General features: G+C 61.0%; 20 protein-coding genes. 5 read left to right on the forward strand and 15 right to left on the reverse strand.

The annotated features are described in order from the left end of the window. Positions 1-44: 44 nt before the first annotated feature. The 4 genes from CHU94_RS06150 to CHU94_RS06165 form a co-directional block, all read right to left on the reverse strand. Entirely contained in the window at positions 45-1703 is a 1659-nt protein-coding gene (locus tag CHU94_RS06150) for a Na/Pi cotransporter family protein (RefSeq protein ID WP_094477875.1), read from the reverse strand. Positions 1704-1742: 39 nt separating this feature from the next. Continuing rightward, the gene (lspA, locus tag CHU94_RS06155; protein WP_094477877.1) at positions 1743-2252 is read right to left on the reverse strand and encodes a signal peptidase II; all 510 of its coding nucleotides are present in this window, start codon (positions 2250-2252) and stop codon (positions 1743-1745) included. After that, positions 2252-5158 carry an isoleucine--tRNA ligase gene (gene ileS / locus CHU94_RS06160; RefSeq protein WP_094477879.1) on the reverse strand — a complete coding sequence of 969 codons (2907 nt, stop codon included), beginning with the start codon at positions 5156-5158 and terminating at the stop codon, positions 2252-2254. The genes lspA and ileS overlap by 1 nt, the downstream gene beginning before the upstream one ends. A gap of 91 nt (positions 5159-5249) precedes the next feature. Beyond that, a complete protein-coding gene (locus CHU94_RS06165; protein WP_094477881.1) occupies positions 5250-6236 on the reverse strand; it encodes a bifunctional riboflavin kinase/FAD synthetase in 987 nt (328 codons plus the stop codon). A gap of 176 nt (positions 6237-6412) precedes the next feature. Here CHU94_RS06165 and CHU94_RS06170 point away from each other — a divergent pair, with 176 nt between their 5' ends. Both CHU94_RS06170 and CHU94_RS06175 read left to right on the forward strand, forming a co-directional pair. Next, the gene (locus CHU94_RS06170) at positions 6413-6970 is read left to right on the forward strand and encodes an HNH endonuclease (RefSeq protein ID WP_094477883.1); all 558 of its coding nucleotides are present in this window, start codon (positions 6413-6415) and stop codon (positions 6968-6970) included. 10 nt (positions 6971-6980) lie between these two features. Beyond that, on the forward strand, positions 6981-7379 hold the full coding sequence (locus CHU94_RS06175) for a methylglyoxal synthase (RefSeq protein ID WP_094477885.1): 399 nt from the start codon (positions 6981-6983) through the stop codon (positions 7377-7379). Positions 7380-7425: 46 nt separating this feature from the next. Here CHU94_RS06175 and CHU94_RS06180 read toward each other — a convergent pair whose 3' ends face one another. Next, positions 7426-8541, reverse strand: coding sequence for a DNA alkylation repair protein (locus CHU94_RS06180; protein WP_094477887.1), 1116 nt, complete (start codon positions 8539-8541; stop codon positions 7426-7428). A 10-nt stretch (positions 8542-8551) separates the two neighbouring features. After that, positions 8552-9196: a uridine kinase gene (udk, locus tag CHU94_RS06185; RefSeq protein ID WP_094477889.1), complete on the reverse strand. Its 645-nt coding sequence runs from the start codon at positions 9194-9196 to the stop codon at positions 8552-8554. 179 nt (positions 9197-9375) lie between these two features. On the opposite strand from udk, the gene CHU94_RS06190 reads away from it, so the two are divergent. After that, positions 9376-10503 carry a diguanylate cyclase gene (locus tag CHU94_RS06190; RefSeq protein ID WP_141211399.1) on the forward strand — a complete coding sequence of 376 codons (1128 nt, stop codon included), beginning with the start codon at positions 9376-9378 and terminating at the stop codon, positions 10501-10503. Here CHU94_RS06190 and CHU94_RS06195 read toward each other — a convergent pair. From CHU94_RS06195 to CHU94_RS06210, 4 genes are all read right to left on the reverse strand, one after another. Further along, positions 10500-10781, reverse strand: a complete 282-nt coding sequence (locus tag CHU94_RS06195) for a hypothetical protein (protein WP_094477893.1) — start codon at positions 10779-10781, stop codon at positions 10500-10502. The genes CHU94_RS06190 and CHU94_RS06195 overlap by 4 nt on opposite strands. Positions 10782-10873: 92 nt before the next feature. After that, on the reverse strand, positions 10874-11200 hold the full coding sequence (locus tag CHU94_RS06200) for a hypothetical protein (protein WP_094477895.1): 327 nt from the start codon (positions 11198-11200) through the stop codon (positions 10874-10876). A gap of 90 nt (positions 11201-11290) precedes the next feature. Then, a complete protein-coding gene (locus CHU94_RS06205) occupies positions 11291-12046 on the reverse strand; it encodes a CPBP family intramembrane glutamic endopeptidase (RefSeq protein WP_094477897.1) in 756 nt (251 codons plus the stop codon). 10 nt (positions 12047-12056) lie between these two features. Then, positions 12057-12596, reverse strand: coding sequence for a DUF924 family protein (locus CHU94_RS06210; protein WP_094477899.1), 540 nt, complete (start codon positions 12594-12596; stop codon positions 12057-12059). Between the two features lie 51 nt (positions 12597-12647). Between CHU94_RS06210 and CHU94_RS06215 the strand changes: the two genes are divergently transcribed. Beyond that, a complete protein-coding gene (locus tag CHU94_RS06215) occupies positions 12648-13397 on the forward strand; it encodes an NYN domain-containing protein (RefSeq protein WP_094479239.1) in 750 nt (249 codons plus the stop codon). Here the strand turns inward: CHU94_RS06215 and CHU94_RS06220 are convergent. The 3 genes from CHU94_RS06220 to CHU94_RS06230 all read right to left on the reverse strand — a co-directional run bounded on the left by CHU94_RS06220 (position 13394) and on the right by CHU94_RS06230 (position 16890). Continuing rightward, the gene (locus CHU94_RS06220) at positions 13394-14470 is read right to left on the reverse strand and encodes a DUF262 domain-containing protein (RefSeq protein WP_094477901.1); all 1077 of its coding nucleotides are present in this window, start codon (positions 14468-14470) and stop codon (positions 13394-13396) included. The two genes, CHU94_RS06215 and CHU94_RS06220, sit on opposite strands and share 4 nt — an antisense overlap. Before the next feature lie 8 nt (positions 14471-14478). Continuing rightward, the gene (locus CHU94_RS06225; RefSeq protein ID WP_141211400.1) at positions 14479-14997 is read right to left on the reverse strand and encodes a hypothetical protein; all 519 of its coding nucleotides are present in this window, start codon (positions 14995-14997) and stop codon (positions 14479-14481) included. A 72-nt stretch (positions 14998-15069) separates the two neighbouring features. After that, complete coding sequence (locus tag CHU94_RS06230; RefSeq protein ID WP_094477905.1) at positions 15070-16890, reverse strand: glutamine--tRNA ligase/YqeY domain fusion protein; 1821 nt, start codon at positions 16888-16890, stop codon at positions 15070-15072. Between the two features lie 92 nt (positions 16891-16982). Here CHU94_RS06230 and CHU94_RS06235 point away from each other — a divergent pair, with 92 nt between their 5' ends. Next, complete coding sequence (locus CHU94_RS06235) at positions 16983-17909, forward strand: GGDEF domain-containing protein (protein ID WP_094479241.1); 927 nt, start codon at positions 16983-16985, stop codon at positions 17907-17909. A gap of 9 nt (positions 17910-17918) precedes the next feature. Here CHU94_RS06235 and CHU94_RS06240 read toward each other — a convergent pair whose 3' ends face one another. Then, positions 17919-18797 carry a hypothetical protein gene (locus CHU94_RS06240; RefSeq protein WP_094477907.1) on the reverse strand — a complete coding sequence of 293 codons (879 nt, stop codon included), beginning with the start codon at positions 18795-18797 and terminating at the stop codon, positions 17919-17921. Between the two features lie 42 nt (positions 18798-18839). Then, complete coding sequence (locus tag CHU94_RS06245) at positions 18840-19799, reverse strand: glutaminase (protein ID WP_094477909.1); 960 nt, start codon at positions 19797-19799, stop codon at positions 18840-18842. Positions 19800-19809 lie beyond the last annotated feature (10 nt).

Raw genomic sequence — 19809 nt, forward strand, 5'->3', positions numbered from 1 at the left:
CCCTAGGCAACGTTAAAAATGGCCGGTGCATGTGCCGGCCTTTTCTATTTCCCGCTGGACTCCACGTTCATGCGCAAGCGGTTGGGCGCCAGCTCACCTGCCGAGTCGAGGATCGGGTAGGCAATCGAGCAGATGTGCGAGTTGATGCGCTTGAGGTCGCTGATCAGGTCCAGGTGCAGGGAGCTGGTCTCGATGCTGGAGAGTGTGTTGTCCGAGAGGCGCTCAATGTGGGTGGCCGCGTACTGGCGTTCCAGGTCGCGAAAGCGCGTTTTCTCCTCGAGCAGGCGGCGCGCATCGCGCACATTGCCGTTCAAAAACACACTCATGCCCAGGCGCAGGTTGTCCACCAGGCGGGCGTGTAGCTCGCAGATTTCTGCCATGCCGGCGTCTGAAAACTCGCGCCCCTTGTTGATCTTTTTGTCCTCCACGTCCTGGATCACGCGCTCGATGATGTCGCCAATCTGCTCCATGTTGATGGTGAAGCTGATGATGTCGGTCCAGCGCTTGGCTTCGTTTTCGCCCAGCGCTTCGCGCGAAATCTTGGTCAGGTAGTACTTGATGTCACTGTAGAGCTCGTCCACCGTGTCGTCCATGGTGCGCAGCTGTTTGGCCAAGGCCTGGTCGTTGTCGCGCATCACGGCCAGTGTGCCCAGCAGCATGGACTCCACCACATCGGCCTGGTGCATGGCCTCGCGCACCGCGCACGAAATGGCCAACGAGGGCGTGGCCAGGGCAGACGGGTCCAGGTGGCGCTGGCGGCCGGCTACGGTGGTCTTCTGGGGCTTGGGCAACCAGTGCTCTACCCAACGTGCCACCACTTGGGTAAAGCCAATCAGGGCCACCCCAACGCCCAGGTTGAAGGCCAAGTGAAAGCCCACCACCAGGGTGGCTTCGTCGGTCAGGTAGGGGCCGGCATACCGCATCCACACGCCCGAGAACGGCAGCACCGCTACCACGCCCAGCACCTTGAACACCAGATTGCCCAGCGGCACCTGGCGGGTCTCCACATTGGCGTTCATGGTGGTCAGCACGGCCAATGCGCCGCTACCCAGGTTGGCGCCCAGTACCAGGCCCAGCGCCACATCGACCGGAATCACGCCCGAGGTGGCCAGTGTGGCGGTCAGCAGCACAATGGCCAGGCTGGAGTAGGACACCAAGGCCAGTGTGGCGCCCACCACAATTTCCAGCAGCATGTCGCTGGTGAGCGTGGACAGCAGGGCTTTGACGGCTGCGGACTGGGTGAGCACGGTGGCGGACTGCGTGACCAAACGCAGGGCCAGCAGCATCAGGCCCAGGCCAATCAGCACACGGCCTACCCGGCCTACCGTGGTGGACGGGCGTGCGATGAACAGCACTACCCCGATAAAGATGAACAGTGGCGAGAGCCAGGACAAATCGCGCGAGAAGACCACGGCCATCAGGCTGGTGCCAATGTCGGCGCCCAGCATCACGGCCAGGGCCGAAGGCAGGCTCATGAGCCCCTGGCCTACAAAAGCCGACACGATGAGGGCTGTGGCCGTGCTCGACTGCACCACGGCGGTAACACCGATGCCCGAGACTACAGCAGCAAACCGGTTGCCCGTGCTATGCGCGAGGATGCTGCGCAGGTTGGCGCCAAACACGCGCAAGATACCGGTACGGACCAGATGCGTGCCCCACACCAGCAGGGCAATCGCGGCAAACAGATTCAGCAAATGCGTCACAAACTCTTCTTTCTGTGCCGCGCGGTGTGCCGTCCCTGTTTAGCGGGTTTTGCGCACGCGCAGCAGTTCGTCCAGTATGAGGCAAATCGCGCCTATCGAAATCGCGCTGTCTGCCACATTGAAGGCGGGGAAATGCATGCCCCGCCAGTGAAAATCCAAAAAGTCCACCACGTAGCCATAGGCCAGGCGGTCTATTACATTGCCAATGGCACCGCCCAAAATGCAGGCCATGGCAAAACTGAACAGCTTCTGCCCCGGGTGGGACTTCAGCATCCAGATGATGACCGCAGCTGCCACCAGGCCAATCACCGTGAAGAACCAGCGCTGCCAGCCCGAGGCCCCCGCCAGAAACGAGAACGCTGCCCCGGTGTTATGCACCCGCACCACGTTGAAGAAGCTGGTCACATAGGTGCTGTCACCCAGCTGGTAGTAGCCCAGAATCAGGATCTTGGTGAACTGGTCTGCCAGTAGCAAGATGAAGGCCAGGCCCAACCATTGCCACAGGCCGCTGCCGGAGCCGCCACCCGAGGATTTGCCAGCGCGTGCCATCAGGCGAACACCCGTTGTTCACCTGCACCATAGAGGTTGCTGGTGCAGCGGCCGCACAAGGTGGGGTGCGCGGCATCCGCGCCAATGTCGCTGCGGTAGTGCCAGCAACGCTCGCACTTCTGTTCCTCAGTAGCTTTAACACGGACCGTGAGGCCCGCTCCAGAAACTTGGTTTAGCGTTACTTTCGATGTAATGAACGCAAACTTGAGGTCCTCGCCTAGGCTCAAAAGCGCGTCGTAGAAGGTGCCATCGCAGTCAATTTCCAGTTCGGCTTGAAGCGACGCACCGATATGTCCCGCTGCGCGTTCCACTTCAATTTTCTTGTTGGCGATCTCTCGCACTTGGGCGATATCTGCCCACTTGGCCAGCAAAGCCTCGTCGGGCGCGGCGAACTGCACATAGCCGTCCATGAAGATGGACAGCTTGGTGGCGGCCGGCGTCTTGCCTTCTGCGCCCAGCACCGCCCACGCTTCCTCGGCGGTGAAGCTCAGGAACGGCGCCATCCAGCGCAGCATCGCTTGGGTGATCTGCCACAGTGCGGTTTGCGCGGAGCGGCGGGCCAGGCTGTTGGCGCCGGTGGTGTAGAGGCGGTCCTTCAGGATGTCCAGGTAGAACGCGCCCAAGTCTTCGCTGCAGTAGACCTGCAGCTTGGACACCACGGGGTGGAACTCGTAGACCTTGTAGTGCGCCAGGATGTCGGCTTGCAGCTGGGCCGCGCGGCTCAAGGCGTAGCGGTCGATTTCCAGCAGCTGGTCGACCGGCACGGCGTCCTTGGTCGGGTCAAAGTCGGAGACGTTGGCCAGCAAAAACTTCAGCGTGTTGCGCACGCGGCGGTAGGTATCCACCACGCGGGCCAGAATCTTGTCGTCGATGTTCAGGTCGCCCGAATAGTCGGTGCTGGCCACCCACAGGCGGGCAATTTCGGCGCCCAGCTTGCTGGTCACGGTTTGCGGGTCCACGGTGTTGCCCAAACTCTTGCTCATCTTGCGGCCTTGGCCGTCGGTGGCAAAGCCGTGGGTCAGCAGGCCGCTGTAGGGCGCACGGTCGTAGAGCGCGCAGCCCAGCAGCAGCGAGCTGTGGAACCAGCCCCGGTGCTGGTCGTGGCCTTCCAGGTACAGATCAGCCTCGGGACCTTCGGTGTGGAAGGGCGGGCGGGCGTAGGCGTACTTGTGGCTGCCGCGCAGCACGTGCTGGAAGGTCGAGCCCGAGTCGAACCACACTTCCAGGATATCGGTGCTCTTGGTGTAGCTCGGTGCATCAGTCGCACCCAAGATGTCCTCTACGGTCACGCGGCTCCAGGCTTCGATGCCGCCCTTCTCCACAATGTCCGCCGCCTGGTCCAGGATCTCCATGGTGCGCGGGTGCAGCTCGCCGCTGTCCTTGTGCATGAAGAAGGGGATGGGCACGCCCCAGCTGCGCTGGCGCGAGATGCACCAGTCGGGCCGGTTGGCGATCATGTCGCGCAGGCGGGTGCGGCCGTTTTCGGGGTAGAAGCTGGTGTGCTCAATGGCGTCCAGCGCCAGCTGGCGCAGGGTCTTGGGGGCCTTGTCCTTGGTGAACACGCCTTCGCCCGCATCCATGCGCACAAACCACTGAGCGGCCGCGCGGTAGATCACTGGTGTCTTGTGGCGCCAGCAGTGCGGGTAGCTGTGGGTGATGCCCACGGTCGCCATCAGGCGGTGGTTGTCGCGCAGCGTGTTGATCACGTTGGCGCAGGCCTTCCAGATGTGCTGGCCGCCGAACAGGGGCAGCTCTTCGGCATACACGCCATTACCCAGCACGGGGTTGAGAATCTGGTCGTACTTCAGGCCGTTGGCGATGCAGCTGTTGAAGTCGTCCACGCCGTAAGCGGGCGAGGAGTGCACGATGCCAGTACCGTCGCCATCGCTCACATAGTCAGCCAGGTACAGCGGCGACAGGCGCTTGTAGCTATATTCATTGCCCGCCACGTTCACATCTGCGGGCAGGTCGTACAGCGGGTGGCGGAACACTTGGCCGCGCAGGGCTTCGCCCTTGGCCGTCGCCAGCACGGTGCCGGTCAAACCAAAGCGCTCCAGGCACTTCTCGACCAGGTTGGCACCCAGCAACAGCACGCCCTTGGGCGTGTCCACCAGCGCGTACTCCAGCTCGGGGTGGGCATTGAGCGCCTGGTTGGCGGGGATGGTCCATGCGGTGGTGGTCCAGATCACGGCAAAAGCTTGCTTGCTCGCGGGCAGGGCACTCAGGCCAAAGGCCTTGGCCAGGCCAGCCGCGTCGTTGGACTCAAACGCCACGTCCAGCGTATCGCTCTTCTTGTCGGCGTATTCGATCTCAAACTCGGCCAAGGACGAGCCGCAGTCGAAGCACCAGTACACGGGCTTGAGGCCACGGTAGACAAAGCCGCGTTCGATCACGCGCTTGAAGGCGCGGATTTCGCCCGCCTCGTTGGCCGGGTTCATGGTTTTGTAGGGGCGCTCCCAGTCACCCAGCACGCCCAGGCGCTTGAAGTCTTCGCGCTGCTGGTCGATCTGCTCGGTGGCAAAGGCGCGGCTCTTGGCCTGCATGTCGTCGCGGCTCAGGTTGCGGCCGTGCAGTTTTTCGATCGCGTTCTCGATCGGCAGGCCGTGGCAATCCCAGCCAGGGATGTACTGCGCGTCAAAGCCGGCGAGCTGCTTGCTCTTGACGATCATGTCCTTGAGGACTTTGTTCAGGGCGTGGCCGATGTGCAGCTTGCCGTTGGCGTAGGGCGGACCATCATGCAGCACAAACAAGGGCTGTCCGACGCGGGCATCGCGCAGCTTCTTGTACAGACCCTGCTCGTTCCAGTCTTTCACCCAGGCCGGTTCACGCTTGGGCAGGTCGCCACGCATGGGGAAGGGGCTGTCGGGCAAATTCAGGGTGCTGCGGTAATCAACTTTGTCAGTCATGGCAAATCTCAATGGGAGTGGGACGGCCCGCGGTGGTCAGCACGGCAGGCGATGGGGCAAGACGCGGGGCAAGGTGCGTCGGGCGGCCCCGTCAAATTCGGGTGCTGGTGTGCGACTGAAGCCAGGCGCGCGCGTCGTCGCGGTCTTTCTGTATGCCCTGGGTGAGGGCGTCCAGACCGTCGTACTTGAGTTCGTCGTGCAGTTTGTGCAGCAGTTCCACGCGGATGATTTTACCGTAGGCCCCCTCGGGCCCCAGTTCTGCCGGCCAGTCCAGGCAATGGGTCTCCAGCAGCACGCGCCCGCCGTTCACATCGCTCGGGTCCAGCGAGGGGCGCACGCCCAGGTTGGCCACGCCCTGCAGGGGTTTGGCGGCCAGGCCATGCACCAGCACCACAAAGATGCCGCTGGCGGCCGGTTTCCAGTGCGCAAAGCGCAGGTTTAGCGTCTTGAAGCCCAGCGTGCGGCCCAGCTTGCGCCCGTGCACCACGTGCCCGCTGATGCAGTAGGGCCGGCCCAGCAGGCGGGCGGCGGCAGCCATGTCGCCCCGGCCCAGCGCATCGCGCACCGCAGAGCTGGAGACGCGCAGGCCGTGCACTTCATACGAATTCATGCGCGCCACGTCAAAGCCTTGGGCGTCGCCTGCGGCATCCAGCACGGCGTAGTCACCCGCACGGGCCTTGCCAAAACGGAAATCGTCGCCCACCAGCACATAGCGCGCGCCCAGGCCGCCGCGCAGCACCTGGTCGATAAATTCCTGGGGGCTCTGGTTGGCCAACCGGGCGTCGAACGGCAGCACCACGGTCTGGTCCACCCCGGCCTTGGCCAGATCTTCCAGCTTGTCGCGCAGGGTGCCCACGCGGGCGGGGGCCAGCTCGGGTTTTTTGTGCAGTTCGGCAAAGTAGTCGCGCGGGTGGGGCTCGAAGGTCAGCACGCAGCTGGGCACACCCCGCTGCTGCGCCTCGCCCTTGAGCAGGGCGAGCATGGCCTGGTGGCCCCGGTGGACGCCATCAAAGTTGCCAATCGTGACTGCACTGGCGCTGGCAACGCCAGGGTGCTTGAAACCGCGGAAAACCTTCATGGATTTGTTATCTTTTTGATAGCAGGCTGCGCAAACGCTGCCGGGGCCTGAAGCCAATTTGTCATGGAAACACGGTATATTGTCACCTAGCAGGGCCCAGACGTCTGTCTGGCGCGCACTTGCAGACCTTTGCAGTCCGTGTTGGTGGTAGGTTTTACCGTTGATGGAGGCGTTGCGTGAAAGTCTTGAAGTTGTCGGCCCAGGGGCTTCCCCAATCCTGGATCTCGCTCGAACAGGCGGTGATCCACTACGCGTCGGGCGAGGTGCGCTGGGAGTCGGGTGGTGAGGTGGCGGTGTTCCACGGTGGGCACAATGCCGTCACCGGCCAGCAGTCCATCATCAAGGTCAACAGCATCATCGGCACGCGCGGGGTGCCCAACATCAACCCCTTCAACCTGCGCCCCGGCCTGACCAACGCCAAGCTTTTTATCCGCGACCGTAATGTGTGCGCCTACTGCGGTGGCCATTTCCACGAGAACGAGCTCACCCGCGAGCACATCATCCCCTTTGCCCAGCACGGCATCGACACCTGGATGAACGTGGTGACCGCCTGCAAACCCTGCAACCACCGCAAGAGCCACCGCACCCCCGAGCAGGCGAACATGCCACTGCTCTACACGCCCTATGTGCCCAGCCTGTGGGAAGACTTCATCTTGCGCAACCGCCGCATCCTGGCCGACCAGATGGAGTTCTTGATGGCGCACGTGCCCAAGTCGTCCCGCCTGCTGGATTAGCATTGCGGGCATGCTCAACGCCCCCACCCCGTCAGACCGCCCGCGCATCGCGCTGATTGCGCACGACCGCAAGAAAGACACCATGGTCGAACTGGCAAAGGAGTTCGCGCCCTACCTGCAGCGCTGCAGGCTGATGGCCACCGGCACGACGGGCGGGCGCTTGGTGGATGAGTTGGGATTGGATGTCGAGCGCATGCTCAGTGGCCCTTGGGGCGGCGACCTGCAAATTGGCGCGCGCCTGGCCGTGGGTGAGGTGGATGCGGTCATCTTCCTGCGCGACCCCATGACCCCGCAGCCGCACGAACCCGACATCAACGCCCTGGTGCGGGCCTGCGACGTGCACGATGTGCCCTGCGCCACCAACCTGTCCAGCGCGCGCCTGGTACTGGCGCAGTTGCTACAAAAATAGTAACTGTTCGCGCAGTATCCATGAGAGCCAAGGGCCTAAAACACCGCTAAACGCCGCGCAGGTCAAAGCCGCCGAGTGCCTGCGCCCGGCCGTTCAGGATGGCATCCACCCTGTGGTGGCCGGGGTAGTGTTTGCGGGTGGTCATGTCGGCCAGCGAGATGGTTTTGCCCACACGTTGGGTCTCGTGTGCAGCCAGGTCCAGCGTCTTGAGCTTGAACACCTTGGCCCGCGCCTGGCCATTGGCCTTGACGTAGTGCACCGCAAAATCCACCAGCACCTGCTGGGGCTGGTCCGTGGTGTTGGTCACGTCAAAGGCCACCTGTAGCGATCCGCCCACCACGGCCCGCGTTGGCGTGATGGCGGGCTGGCCCAGCACCACGTTGGCCGTTTCACCAAAGCCCAGTACCTCCAGCGCGCCCGCTTCGCCACGTTTCACCGCGCTGCGTAGCGCGTGCTGCACGATCCAGCGCCGATCGGGCGTGGCACCTTGCAGCCAGGCCTGGGCCGTGTGGGCCAGCAGGGTGGGGTGGTCCTTGCCAATATCGTTGAGGTTGTTGGCCACCGAGCGGCGCACGTACAGCGCCGGGTCGTCCTTCAGCTTTTCCAGCAGTGCCAGCACCGGCGCCGGGTCACGCTGGAAGGCAGGCAGGCGTGATGCCCAGGGCAGCCGTGGCCGTGTGCCCTCCGACACCAGGCGGCGCACATGCTCGCTCTCGTCTTGCGTCCAAGTCATCAGCCGCTCCAGCGTGGCATCCTGGTGCTGCTGCAGGTAGGGGCGAATGCTGAACTCTGCGGTAAAGCGCTGCGTGAGCGCGTGCTGCGCCTGCATCGACAACGCAAAATGCCCCAGCCCAAACTCCGCCACAAACACCGTGTGCGGCAGGTACAAAAAAGACGCCAGAGAGAGGTTCGGGTCGCGCCCATGCGGCTGCTCGGCCGATGCCAGCACAATGGGCAGCGCCTGCGCATAGTCTTGCGGCAAATGCCGCTGCAGCGCCCGCGCGATGTGTTTGCCACGCGGCATCAGCGCCAGCGCATCGTAGCCGTTCAGCGCATCGTGCAAAAAGGCATCGGTGTCAAAGCGCCGGTGCACCGCGGCCACCATGCGCGCAATGGCGCGGGGCACATCGGGGCCATATTGGGCAACCAGCGGCTCTGCCATGGCGGTGGTTTTAGCCGCGTTCCAGGTCGCGGATCAGCGTCTTCACCTTGGTGGTGATGATGTCCACCGCCGGGTCGTTGGCGCCGTGCGGCAAGATCACGTGGGCGTGCCGCTTGGTGGGCTCGATGAACTGCTTGTGCATGGGGCGCACCGTTTCCAGGTACTGCGCAATCACGCTCTCGGCGCTGCGCCCGCGCTCCGAGATGTCGCGCTGCAGGCGGCGGATAAAGCGCACATCCGGCGCCGTATCCACATAAATCTTCAGCGACATCATCTTGCGCAGCTCGGGGTCGAACAGCGCAAACAAACCCTCCACCACGATCACCGGCGCCGGGTTCACCACCACGGTGGTGGGCGCGCGGTTGTGCTTCACAAAGTCGTAGGTCGGCATGTCGATGGCCTCGCCACGGCGCAGGGCCTGCACCTGCTGCACCATCAGCGGCCAGTCGAAGGCATCGGGGTGGTCGTAATTGGTCTTGACGCGCTCTTCCGGCGAAAGGTGGGTCTGGTCCAGGTAGTAGTCGTCCTGGTAGACCACCGACGCCATCTCTGGCCCGATGGAGGCCAGCACCTCCCGCGTCACCGTGGACTTGCCGCTGCCGCTGCCGCCTGCGACGCCGATCACGAAAGGCTTGTTCTGAGATTTAGGGGGCATGATGTTTCGGCTTCCAGACGACAAAACCCCTTATTTTAAGAGCCGCGTGGTTTCCGGGCTGTCGGTGGCGTGCTGAAACCGTTTGCACAACTTCGCAGGTGGCGCTTTGGCGTGTGCCTCCGTAGAATGATTTGAAGAAGCTGACAACCAGCCGCCAGACAACCCTACCTACCCCGCCCATGCAAGCCCCCTCCAAGCCCGCGCCCAGTGACCGCGCGGTGATTGACCAGACCGGTTTCGCCTTGTGGGTCGCATCCTTCCGCCAAACTTTGCACACCACGCCGGTGGGCTGGTTTGTGGGCGCCTGGATGGCATGGGGCCATACGCCCGAGCGCAACCTGATTCTCTGGTTGGTGGTGTTTTTGGCCGTGTGGATGATGGGCTTGCTCTCCATCCACCGCGCACTGGCAGGCCAGTGCGAGTTGGCCGTACACGGGCTGCGCATGCGGGCCATGGCTACGCTGGACGGCTTCGCCTGGGGGCTGGTAGGCTGGCTGTTGGCCGGGCACGATGTGCTGTTGGATGCCATCCTCGTAGCCCTGCTGTGCGGGGTGAGCGCGGTCAACGCGCAGGTCTATGTGTCTTATATCCGCGGCTACTACCTGCAAAGCGGGGTCATGTGGCTGGTGGCTGTGGTGGGGCTGGCCCGCTACGCCAACCCGCAATACGGTTGGGATTTGATCGTGGCCTTCAGCATCTTCCAGGTGCTCATGTTCTATCACTCCACCCGCATCGCCAGTCGGGTGCTGGAGGGCATCAGCTTGCAGTTGGCCAACGCAGCCCTGGCGCAGCAACTACGCAGCTTGCTCACCAAAGTGCGCACCGATGCAGCCACCGACGCGCTCACCGGCCAAGGCAACCGCCGCGCGCTGGACGAGCTGCTCAAGCAACAACTCGAATTCGCTGCCAGCACCGGCCAGCCTTTCTCTATCCTCATGCTGGATATCGACTATTTCAAGAAGATCAACGACATCCACGGCCACCTTGTGGGTGACGAGGCGTTGCGCACCTTTGCACAACGGGTGCGCGACGGCCTGCGCCAAGGCGATGTGTGCACCCGCTACGGGGGCGAAGAATTCTTGATCGTGTTGCCCCTCACCACACTCGACACCGCACTGGAAGTTGCCGAGCGCCTGCGCCGGGCCGTAGCCGCCGAGCCGCTGCCCACCAGCCCGCCCTTGGCGGTAACGGTGTCCATCGGTGCAGCCACGTACGAGCCCGGCCAATCCGTTGAGGCACTCATGGCGGCTGCCGATGCGGCGGTCTACCGCGCCAAGCGCGGCGGGCGCAACCAGGTCAGAAGCTAGCCCCGGCCGAGCAGGCGGGCACTGACCGCTTCGGCATCGGGTGTTTGAAACTGCACATTGTGCTGGTGGGTGAGAGGCCCGCCGCCGGGCTCCACGGCGCCCGTTGCGTCATAGCCCACGGCCTTGAACTTCCAGACCGCGCCAATTTTCTTGAGCGAACCCAGGTGCGCGCCATCAGCCGTGTGCACGGCCAGCACATCGGCATTCACCGGCAGCAGCTGCAAAGGGCCGGCAACGGGGCCGTCGGGCAGGTGGATGTATGTGGGGACTAGTGGCATGGTGAGAGGCAATTATGAATAAAAAGCACGGCTAGCCCTTGTGGAATGTACGCAAGAAGCTACTAAAAGCGTAGCAATTTGAGGCTAATGCCCTAAGCTTGCCACACCCCAAACCCGGCAGACCGCAGGTCGATGCCCACCTCGATCTCCTTGTCCACCGCGTCTTGGTAGTGCATGGGGTTGAAGCCTTCGTACAGGTCGGGCAGCAGACGCAGGCCGTAGTGCTGGGCGAAGCGGTTGGCCTGAATGCCGGCCTTGTGCTTGTCAAAGCGCACATCCGGGTCCAGCCCGGTCATGCCCACGTACACACAGGGCTTGCCGTCCACATAGCCCGGGTTGTTTTTGCGAAAGCGCGGCTCCAGCAGCACATCTTTGTGCAGCTCAATCACATAAACGTGGTGGTGTTTGCGGCGCGCCATGGGGCATATTTTGAATGAAATTGGCCTCTAGCCCGCTTAAATTCTGCGCAAGCAGCTCCTAAAAGCGTAGCAACCATACGGCCATGCGCCTTACAGCAAAGCAGCACCGCCCAACAGGCCCAAGCCAAACAGCGTCCAGTCGTTGATGATGTGGGCGCCGGTAGAGACCCACAGGTTCTTGGTCATGATCCACGGCAGCGTCAGCACCAGCCGGGCGGTGCCGATGATGGCCAGGCACTGCACCACATTCCAGCCATAGGTGGGCAAGTGCGCTAGGCCGAACAACGCGGCGGATACCAGCCATGCACCCACGATAGCCGTCTTGCGGCTGGCGCCAAAGCGCTTGGTGAACAGCGCCATCAGCGCCAGAAAGGGCAGGATGGTGATCAGCTCCTCGCCCAGCAGCTGCGGCGCCATGCTCGCGAAGATGAATAGGCGATCCAGCGTATCGCCCGTCTTCAGCGCCGCAGAAGCGGGGTTTGACACTTCGGCCATGAACTGCATGAGCACCAAGCCCACACCCAAAGTCACCACGATGTTGAGCAGGGCAAACACAAACATCCACAGCACGTCACGCGCCGAGACCTTGGCAAACAAACTCTTCCAATGCCCTGGGGCGACCCAATGCAAACCCCACAGCGGAATCACAACAATCAGCAGCGCCGGTACCAGCCTGCCCAAGGCCCCCAACGGCCAGTGAATGGGAAGCGCCACCGCCAATAGCCCGGCGACCACCATCGCCATCACCAGCAGCCATTGCGGCCCGGAGATGCGTTCGGGCTGGTCGTTGAAGAAGGGGAACTCGCGGCCCGGCCGCTCGATCCAGTTGAAACGGTCTGGTGCCATCCGCAGAAGCCTAGAACGAAGAGCCCGGCTCGCTCAGGAAGGCCAGCTCTTCGGCGGTGGAGGTGCGGCCCAGAATGGCGTTGCGGTGGGGGTAGCGGCCAAAGCGGTCGATGATGGCTTTGTGGCGCAGCTCGAAGTTCAGGTTGTCTTGTATGCCTAGTTGCGTAAACAGCGCCACCGCCTGCGCATGCACCAGCGCGGACTCGCTGTGCATATAGGGCATGTAGGCAAACACGCGCTGCGCTTCGGGCAGGCTGCGGTCATGAGTGCTAGCCACCAGCTCCTGCGCCAACACCAGCGCCAGTGCGTCCTGCGCAAAGGCGCGAGGCGTGTCTCGGTAGGCGTTACGCGAGAACTGGTCCAACACGATGATCTCCGCCAGCCGCCCCTCCGCCGTCGCACGCCAAGCAAACAGCTCACACCGCGCCGCCGCCTCCAGCGTGTTGCCAAACCGCGCACGAATGGTTTCGTCCAGCGCGGCGTCTTTGACGAAGTGCTGCTTGGCAGTTAGCTCTTCGAACCAGAAGTGGAGGATGGATTGGGGTTGCATTGGCAGAGGATAACGCGATGTACGATGTTGCAAAACTCAGGGAGAAAAGCCATGGCCATAAACGCAAATCAGAAACTTGCGGTTCTGATCGACGCCGACAATGACACGTCAAAAATAGTCACAGAGCTATTTGAGGAAGTCTCTCGATATGGAACTGCGACCATAAAGCGCGCCTATGGAAATTGGACTACGCCCCAGCTAGGAGGCTGGAAGGATGTCTTGCACACGCAAGCCATACAACCTATTCAACAGTTCAGTTACACCACCGGAAAAAACGCTACTGATTCCGCTTTGATCATCGACGCCATGGATGTACTTCATACAGGTCGTGTCGATGGCTTTTGTTTGGTGTCGTCCGACAGCGACTTCACCAGACTTGCCACACGAATTCGAGAGGCCGGCCTTATCGTTTATGGCTTCGGAAAGCGTTCAACTCCAGCCGCCTTTCAAGCAGCTTGTGACAAGTTCATCTATACAGAAATCTTGCGCACTGAACCAGAGGAATCCAAAACTGACCAGGAACCAGTGGCTGAGTGGCCCAAACTCAAACCGATATTGCTCAACGCGTTGAACGCAACTGCCCGCGAAGACGGTTGGACCACGCTGGCTGTCTTGGGCGGGCAGATTAACCGCAGCCACCCATCGTTTGATCCGCGCAACTACGGCGTAGCGAAGCTGGGTGAGTTGATTCGCCAGCAAGCGGCATATCTGGAAGTGAAAGAAGTGAGGTCGGGTGAGGGCGACTCCGTACAGACGCACTTACACGTCCGGCGGAAGACGACTACACAGCAAAAAACCTAGGTACTTGGTTGACCTTGGATGTCGGCGATGAGGGCTTGAATTGCGCCATGTCGTAATACTCGCTCGCGTTTGTTATTCACAGCCTCTTTAGCAGCAAGAGAGTAGTCTTGTGGAACCTGTTTCTCAAACAACTCAAGCGCTGCCTTCAATTTCTTCGCATCAACTTCCGCAACTTTTCGTGATTCAAATACGGCGACAAAGAGCGAGAAAGCGTTCGCTTTGTTCATCCAGTATGAATTTTCCTTCAGCTTTAGTTTCAACAAGTACTTCGCAGTCTCCTCAAGATTTTTTAAAACCACATTTTTGTCGGGAAACTCTTGAGAATATTGATTCAGGTATTCCTCAGAAAGTTCATTTCGATTGAAGAAGCCAGACATTGTTGAGCTCATCAAGTTGAGGGTGAACATTAGATGAACTTTACGTGATAGCTCATAGTCGGTGAATAGGCCCGTGGTCGTGAGCCATTTTTGAAATGAGCTAACTTTTTGATTTGCGGCCCATTCGTAGATTGCTGGCGGAACATTCGGATCCCTCATCATGGGTTCCAGCTCTTCATCACTCAGTGATAGCTGATTAGCAAGAAGTTTTGCGACCAACATGTACTCCGAAGGAGAGTATTCAGTCGCAAGTCTCTCGATCTTTGACAATGAATAGAAGGTTCGGTTCAGTCGCTTGAATAGTTCTTTTATTTGTGGATCGCTCTCAATCAGATCGAGATCAATTATTGGTACTTGGTACTTAAGAAAGTCTTCTTTTGCCGAAGACTCGAGTTCACTGAAGCGTTTTCCATCGACGGGAAAAACATCGCCCACATACTCGATGATGCTGTTCAATCGCTGCTGACCATCAACAACGCATGAAGTGGCTGTCATACTTTCTACGTCGATTTTCCCGCGCGAAATGAATATCTGTGGGAACGGATATCCGCTCAGAATCGTTTTTATGAAATCAACCTTATGTAGCTCCCGCCAAACCAGATCGCGTTGAAAGTAAGGAGAAATAATAAGACGGCGATTTCGGTATTCGTTTACCAGGTCTAAGAGTTCTTTTGAGCGAATTTGATACTTAATCATTGGAATCCTTATTTGACCAATCTAACTGTTTCCGCCTGCTTACGCTCAAAGCTTTGAAGCGTCGAGTACACAGACCCACTGATTGAGGTGAACTTGCCAACATATTGCTTAGTTAGCGAACTAAATAGGTCGCTAATTTTTCTCTTTTCTTCACAACTTGGTAGGGTGAAAGTGTGAATGAACCCGCGACAGTAGTTGTTCTTATACAAACTGGGAACGTCGTCGATACCAGTGAGTTTTGGAAAGCTGGTCAAGTCTTGGAAGTCCTTGGTCTTCGTTTGTGCAACTAAGCCAAGATAGATAAATAAATTCTTATCAACGACTGCTATGTCGAGATCTGATCTGGCTGCATCGAATGGCTTTCCAGCGTGGATACTTTCTCCAATTTGTGCAGAACCACAAATTAAGACACTCGTTATCGCTACATTCAATTCGTCTGCGATACGGCGTTTAATTTCAAACTCGATGTCGTATCCATGCAGCTTTTCAAACGCTCTAGCTGGATAAGTTTCATACACACGAGACACGATCTTTTCTGGCGACTCACCTTGCTTTAGGTGGTGCCTAATTGAATGAGTCCAAGTGTGCATATGGCTGGACTACTTTCCCCAACTATCCTTCAACCCCACCGCCAAGTTAAACACCGGCTTGGCTAGCGGCACGTGATCCACCCGATCCGCCACAAAGTACCCATGCCGCTCAAACTGAAACTTCTGGTCCGGCGCAGCATTGGCCAATGAAGGCTCAACAATCGCGGTCACCACCTTCAGGCTGTTTGGGTTCAGGCTCTCGATGAAGTCTTTGCCGCCTGCGTCGGGCTGTGCATCCAAGAACAGGCGGTCGTACATGCGCACTTCGGCGTTCACGCCGTTGGCCACGCCCACCCAGGTGATGGCGGCTTTCACCTTCACCAGGTCGCTGCCGGGCGTGCCGCTCTTGGTGTCGGGCACCACGGTGGCCAGCACTTCGGTGATGGTGCCGTTCGCATCTTTGGTGCAGCCGGTGCATTCGATCACGTAGCCGCCCTTCAGGCGCACCTTGTTGCCGGGGAACAGGCGCTTGTAGCCCTTGGGGGGGACTTCTTCAAAGTCTTCGCGCTCTATCCACACTTCTTTGCCAATGGTGAAGTGGCGCGTGGGCGATTCCACACCTTCGGGCGGGTGGGGCAGGGCGGGCTGGGTGCAGGGCTCCAGGTGGCCGGCGCCCATCAGGTCGTCCCAGTTGGTCAGCACCAGTTTCACGGGGTTGATGACGGCCATGCCGCGGTGGGCCTTGGCCTCCAGGTCTTCGCGCAGGCAGCCTTCCAGCGTGCTGTAGTCAATCCAGCTGTCGCTCTTGGTGACGCCAATGCGGTCGGCAAACATTTGCAGGCTCTCGGGCGTGTAGCCGCGGCGGCGCAGGCCCACGATGGTGGGCATGCGAGGGTCGTCCCAGCCGCTCACCTTGTGGTCGTACACCAACTGCGCGAGCTTGCGTTTGCTGGTGATGACGTAGGTGAGGTTCAGGCGGGCAAATTCATACTGGCGCGGTGCGGGGGCAGCCAGCAGGCCGCCCTCGCTCAGGCGCTCCAGCAGCCAGTCGTAAAACGGGCGCTGGTCTTCAAACTCCAGCGTGCACAGGCTGTGGGTGATTTGTTCCAGCGCGTCTTCAATGGGGTGCGCGTAGGTGTACATCGGGTAGATGCACCAGGTGTCGCCCGTGTTGTGGTGCGTGGCGCGGCGGATTCGGTAGATGGCCGGGTCGCGCATGTTGATGTTGGGGCTGGCCATGTCGATCTTGGCGCGCAGCACCATCGATCCATCTTCATGCTTGCCATCGCGCATTTCGCGAAAGCGGGCCAGGTTTTCGGCAGGTGTGCGGGCGCGGAAGGGGCTGTCCACACCGGGCTTGCTGAAGTCGCCGCGGTTCACGCGCATTTGTTCGGCGGTTTGCTCGTCCACATAGGCGTAGCCCGCTTCAATCAGATATTCCGCGGCGCGGTACATAAAGCCAAAGTAGTCGCTGGCCTGGTAGGGCGCGGCGTCGGCCGATCCGTTCCAGTCAAAGCCCAGCCACTTCACCGCGTCGATGATGGAGTTGACGTATTCGGTGTCTTCCTTCTCGGGGTTGGTGTCGTCAAAGCGCAGGTGGCACACGCCGCCGTAGTCGCGCGCCAGGCCGAAGTTGATGCAGATGCTCTTGGCGTGGCCGATGTGCAGGTAGCCGTTGGGCTCGGGGGGGAAACGGGTGCGGATTTTTGCGGGGTCAGGCTGGCCCGCGGCGTGGTGGGCGGCGTCGCCGGGGGTGCCGGCCCAGCGGCGCTGGGCGTAGGTGCCTTTGTCCAGATCGGATTCGATGATCTGGCGCAGGAAGTTGCTGATCTTGGGTGTTTCGGGTGTGTTGGCGGCGTTAGCGGCGGAAGAGGGGGTGTTGGCGCTCATGCGTTGGATTTTAGACGGCGCTTTGCTTTGTGCAGGGCCGCCCGTACACTGGGGCACAGCAGTTTCCACACTATTTGAACCAGCAGCTGTTTATGGCCTCGTCACCCATTGTGTCCAACGCCCAGGCGCTCCAGATGGCGCGGTTGTACGAGCAGTCGCCGCTGTTTGTGTCGCTGTTTGATGTGACGGACACCATGCGGTATGCCAATCCGGCGTTTCGGAAGGCGTTTGACGTGGCCCCGGGGGCCGAGCCCACTTGGACCGACTTGATGCGCTGCAGCCACACCTCGGGTGTGGGCGCGGCCATCAAAACGGATGACTTTGAGGCCTGGCTCACGTCCACCCGCTCGCGCCGGGGCAAGCTGCCGTTTCGCACCTTTGAGGCCGACCTGACCGATGGCCGCTGGATTTACATGACCGAGACGGTGGACGAGCAGGGCTGGATGCTGTGTGTGGCGTTTGATATTTCGTCCATGCGGGTGGGGGAGCGTTCGCTGCGCCTGGCGCGCGACGGGGCGCTGCGGGCCGCGCAGGTGGATGCGCTCACCGGCATCAGCAACCGCGCGCATGTGATGCAGCAGCTGGACAAGCGCCTAGACCAGCTGCGCGAGCGCCAGCAGCCTTGCGGCCTGGTGATGCTGGACCTGGACCATTTCAAGCGGGTGAACGACACCTATGGCCACCATGCGGGCGATGCGGTGCTGGTGCACTTTGCCCGGCTGGTAGAGGCCACGCTGCGCCGTGAAGACGGTTTTGGCCGCCTGGGGGGCGAGGAGTTCATGCTGTTGGTGCCCAACATTAGCCACGATGCACTGGAGCAGATGGTGGGCCGGGTGCTGGAGAAGGTGCGCAGCGCCCGCCCGTTGCCCGAGGTGTCGGACTTTGCCTACACCTGCTCGGCCGGGCTCACCATGCTGGACCCCAGCCAGGACGCGGCCCACAACATGCGCCGCGCCGACTACGCGCTCTACGCGGCCAAGGGGCGGGGGCGGGACCGCCTGGTCTGGGCCGAGGCGTGAGCCAGGCGTTTATTTGGGCAGGTTGTTGACGTCCAGCCACAGCGCCTTGCGCGACAGGGGCGTTTCGGCGGGTAGCAGGGGGTTGTTCAGCGCAATGGTCACGCGGCCGCGCAGGTTGGCGCGTTTTATGACATCGCCAAAGCGTTCGTAAAACAGCGCATCAAAGCTGCCATCGGCCATGGCTTTGTAGAGGCCGTTTTCAATGGCTTGGGCCAGGGCCACATCTTTCTTGTTCAAAAAAAAGTAGATGGCTGCGGGGTAGTAAAGCAGCACCTTGTCTTCCACCACCAGTTGCTGCTTGCTGGCCAGCGCGGTTTCGTCCCATATCTCCAATATGGAGCGCGGAAAGTAGTCGAACCGGCCTGCCTGCAGCATGGCAAACAGGCCTTCGTAAGCAGTGCTGGTGGTGACGCGCAGGCCGTTGCCTTGCAGGATGTCGGTGTCGGGCCAGTCGTGGCCCTGGCCGGCCGAGAAGGCGCGCAAGTCTCCCAGCCCTTTGACGCTGGAAATGATGCCCTTGTTTTGTTCCCGCACAAACGCAATGCGGTAACCAAACAGGCCTTTGTCGATGGGGATGCGGATGGGCAGCAGCTGCGCTTCGCGGTCTTTGGAGGTCATGCTCCACGCCAAGTTGATTCCCGCGCCGGTGGCCAGCCGACCGAGTGCGGCACCTTGTGGCATAGGGCGGGGGTAGGAGCGGATGTCGTAGTGGGTGCCGGATTTTTTCAGGGCCAGCTCCAGCAGGCGCACGGGGTACTCGAGCCGACTGTCGGTCTCGGCGATTTCGCGGGCATACACAACGGAAAGTGTTTCCGCTTGCACGGGCCACGTAGCCAGTGCCAGCAGACACGCTAGGCTGGTACGCAGCGTTTTGAGCCAAATGGGCATGGCGCCCTTTCCAACGTCTGCAGAGGCTCCCTGGTTTTTTTGTTATGGGGTGTGGTTCCAGGCGGTCAGTTGCACCAGCCGTTCCAGGGCAAAGGCGCCGAGCACCGAGTTGCCCTTGGCGTCCAGCTCCGGGGCCCACACGGCAATGGTACCCACGCCCGGTGCAATTGCAACAATGCCGCCACCCACCCCCGTTTTGACGGGCAGGCCGATGCGGTAGGCAAAGTCGCCCGCAGCGTCGTAGGCGCCGCAGGTGAGCATGAGGGCGTTGACGCGGCGGGCGTCATCTGCACTCAAGAACTGTTCATCGGGTTGGCCATCGCGCCCTAGGTCGCGCCCGCCATTGGCCAGGAACATGGTGGCCTGGGCGAGCTGGGCGCAGCTCATTTCGGTGGCGCACTGGCGGCAGTAGTTGTCCAGCACCAGCTCGGGGTCGTTCATGAAGTTGCCATAGCTTTTCATGAAGTAGGCCAGCGCCATGTTGCGGTGGGCGGTGTCGCGCTCGGACTTGGCGATTCGCGCGTTCCAGCTCAGCTCGGGGTCATCGGTCAGGCGGCGCAGGGCGCCCAGGAGCGCGTAGTCCAGGTGGGCGTAGCGGGTGGTCAATATGTCGGTGATGACCAAGGCCCCTGCGTTGATGAAGGGGTTGCGCGGAATGCCTTTTTCAGTTTCCAGCTGCACCATGGAGTTGAAGGCGGCACCAGACGGCTCGCGGCCTACGCGCTTCCACAGGTCGTCGCCCACGGTCTTGAGCGCCAGCACAAAGGTGAAGAGTTTGGTGATGCTTTGTAGCGAAAACGGCGTGTGCGCATCCCCCACTTGGTAGGTGCTGCCATCCACCAGCGCTACCGCCATGCCGAACTGCTGCGGCGCTACTTCGGCCAGTGCCGGGATGTAGCTGGCCACCCGGCCTTGGCCAAACAGGGCCTGGGCTTCGGTATGGATCTGCTGCAGGATGGCGGGCAGGTCTGCGGCCAGGGCGGTTTGCGTGGGGCTGTGCATGGGCGGATTC

The sequence above is a fragment of the Rhodoferax sp. TH121 genome (genome assembly GCF_002251855.1).
GTDB lineage: Bacteria > Pseudomonadota > Gammaproteobacteria > Burkholderiales > Burkholderiaceae_C > Allorhodoferax.

What these genes read in the sequence shown, in the direction of transcription:
- lspA (WP_094477877.1), bottom strand. Translation starts at nt 2,252, where the DNA reads ATGGCACGCGCTGGCAAATCCTCGGGTGGCGGCTCCGGCAGCGGCCTG.
- ileS (WP_094477879.1), bottom strand. Translation starts at nt 5,158, where the DNA reads ATGACTGACAAAGTTGATTACCGCAGCACCCTGAATTTGCCCGACAGC.
- CHU94_RS06165 (WP_094477881.1), bottom strand. Translation starts at nt 6,236, where the DNA reads ATGAAGGTTTTCCGCGGTTTCAAGCACCCTGGCGTTGCCAGCGCCAGT.
- CHU94_RS06175 (WP_094477885.1), top strand. Translation starts at nt 6,981, where the DNA reads ATGCTCAACGCCCCCACCCCGTCAGACCGCCCGCGCATCGCGCTGATT.
- CHU94_RS06180 (WP_094477887.1), bottom strand. Translation starts at nt 8,541, where the DNA reads ATGGCAGAGCCGCTGGTTGCCCAATATGGCCCCGATGTGCCCCGCGCC.
- udk (WP_094477889.1), bottom strand. Translation starts at nt 9,196, where the DNA reads ATGCCCCCTAAATCTCAGAACAAGCCTTTCGTGATCGGCGTCGCAGGC.
- CHU94_RS06190 (WP_141211399.1), top strand. Translation starts at nt 9,376, where the DNA reads ATGCAAGCCCCCTCCAAGCCCGCGCCCAGTGACCGCGCGGTGATTGAC.
- CHU94_RS06195 (WP_094477893.1), bottom strand. Translation starts at nt 10,781, where the DNA reads ATGCCACTAGTCCCCACATACATCCACCTGCCCGACGGCCCCGTTGCC.
- CHU94_RS06200 (WP_094477895.1), bottom strand. Translation starts at nt 11,200, where the DNA reads ATGGCGCGCCGCAAACACCACCACGTTTATGTGATTGAGCTGCACAAA.
- CHU94_RS06205 (WP_094477897.1), bottom strand. Translation starts at nt 12,046, where the DNA reads ATGGCACCAGACCGTTTCAACTGGATCGAGCGGCCGGGCCGCGAGTTC.
- CHU94_RS06210 (WP_094477899.1), bottom strand. Translation starts at nt 12,596, where the DNA reads ATGCAACCCCAATCCATCCTCCACTTCTGGTTCGAAGAGCTAACTGCC.
- CHU94_RS06215 (WP_094479239.1), top strand. Translation starts at nt 12,648, where the DNA reads ATGGCCATAAACGCAAATCAGAAACTTGCGGTTCTGATCGACGCCGAC.
- CHU94_RS06220 (WP_094477901.1), bottom strand. Translation starts at nt 14,470, where the DNA reads ATGATTAAGTATCAAATTCGCTCAAAAGAACTCTTAGACCTGGTAAAC.
- CHU94_RS06230 (WP_094477905.1), bottom strand. Translation starts at nt 16,890, where the DNA reads ATGAGCGCCAACACCCCCTCTTCCGCCGCTAACGCCGCCAACACACCC.
- CHU94_RS06235 (WP_094479241.1), top strand. Translation starts at nt 16,983, where the DNA reads ATGGCCTCGTCACCCATTGTGTCCAACGCCCAGGCGCTCCAGATGGCG.
- CHU94_RS06240 (WP_094477907.1), bottom strand. Translation starts at nt 18,797, where the DNA reads ATGCCCATTTGGCTCAAAACGCTGCGTACCAGCCTAGCGTGTCTGCTG.
- CHU94_RS06245 (WP_094477909.1), bottom strand. Translation starts at nt 19,799, where the DNA reads ATGCACAGCCCCACGCAAACCGCCCTGGCCGCAGACCTGCCCGCCATC.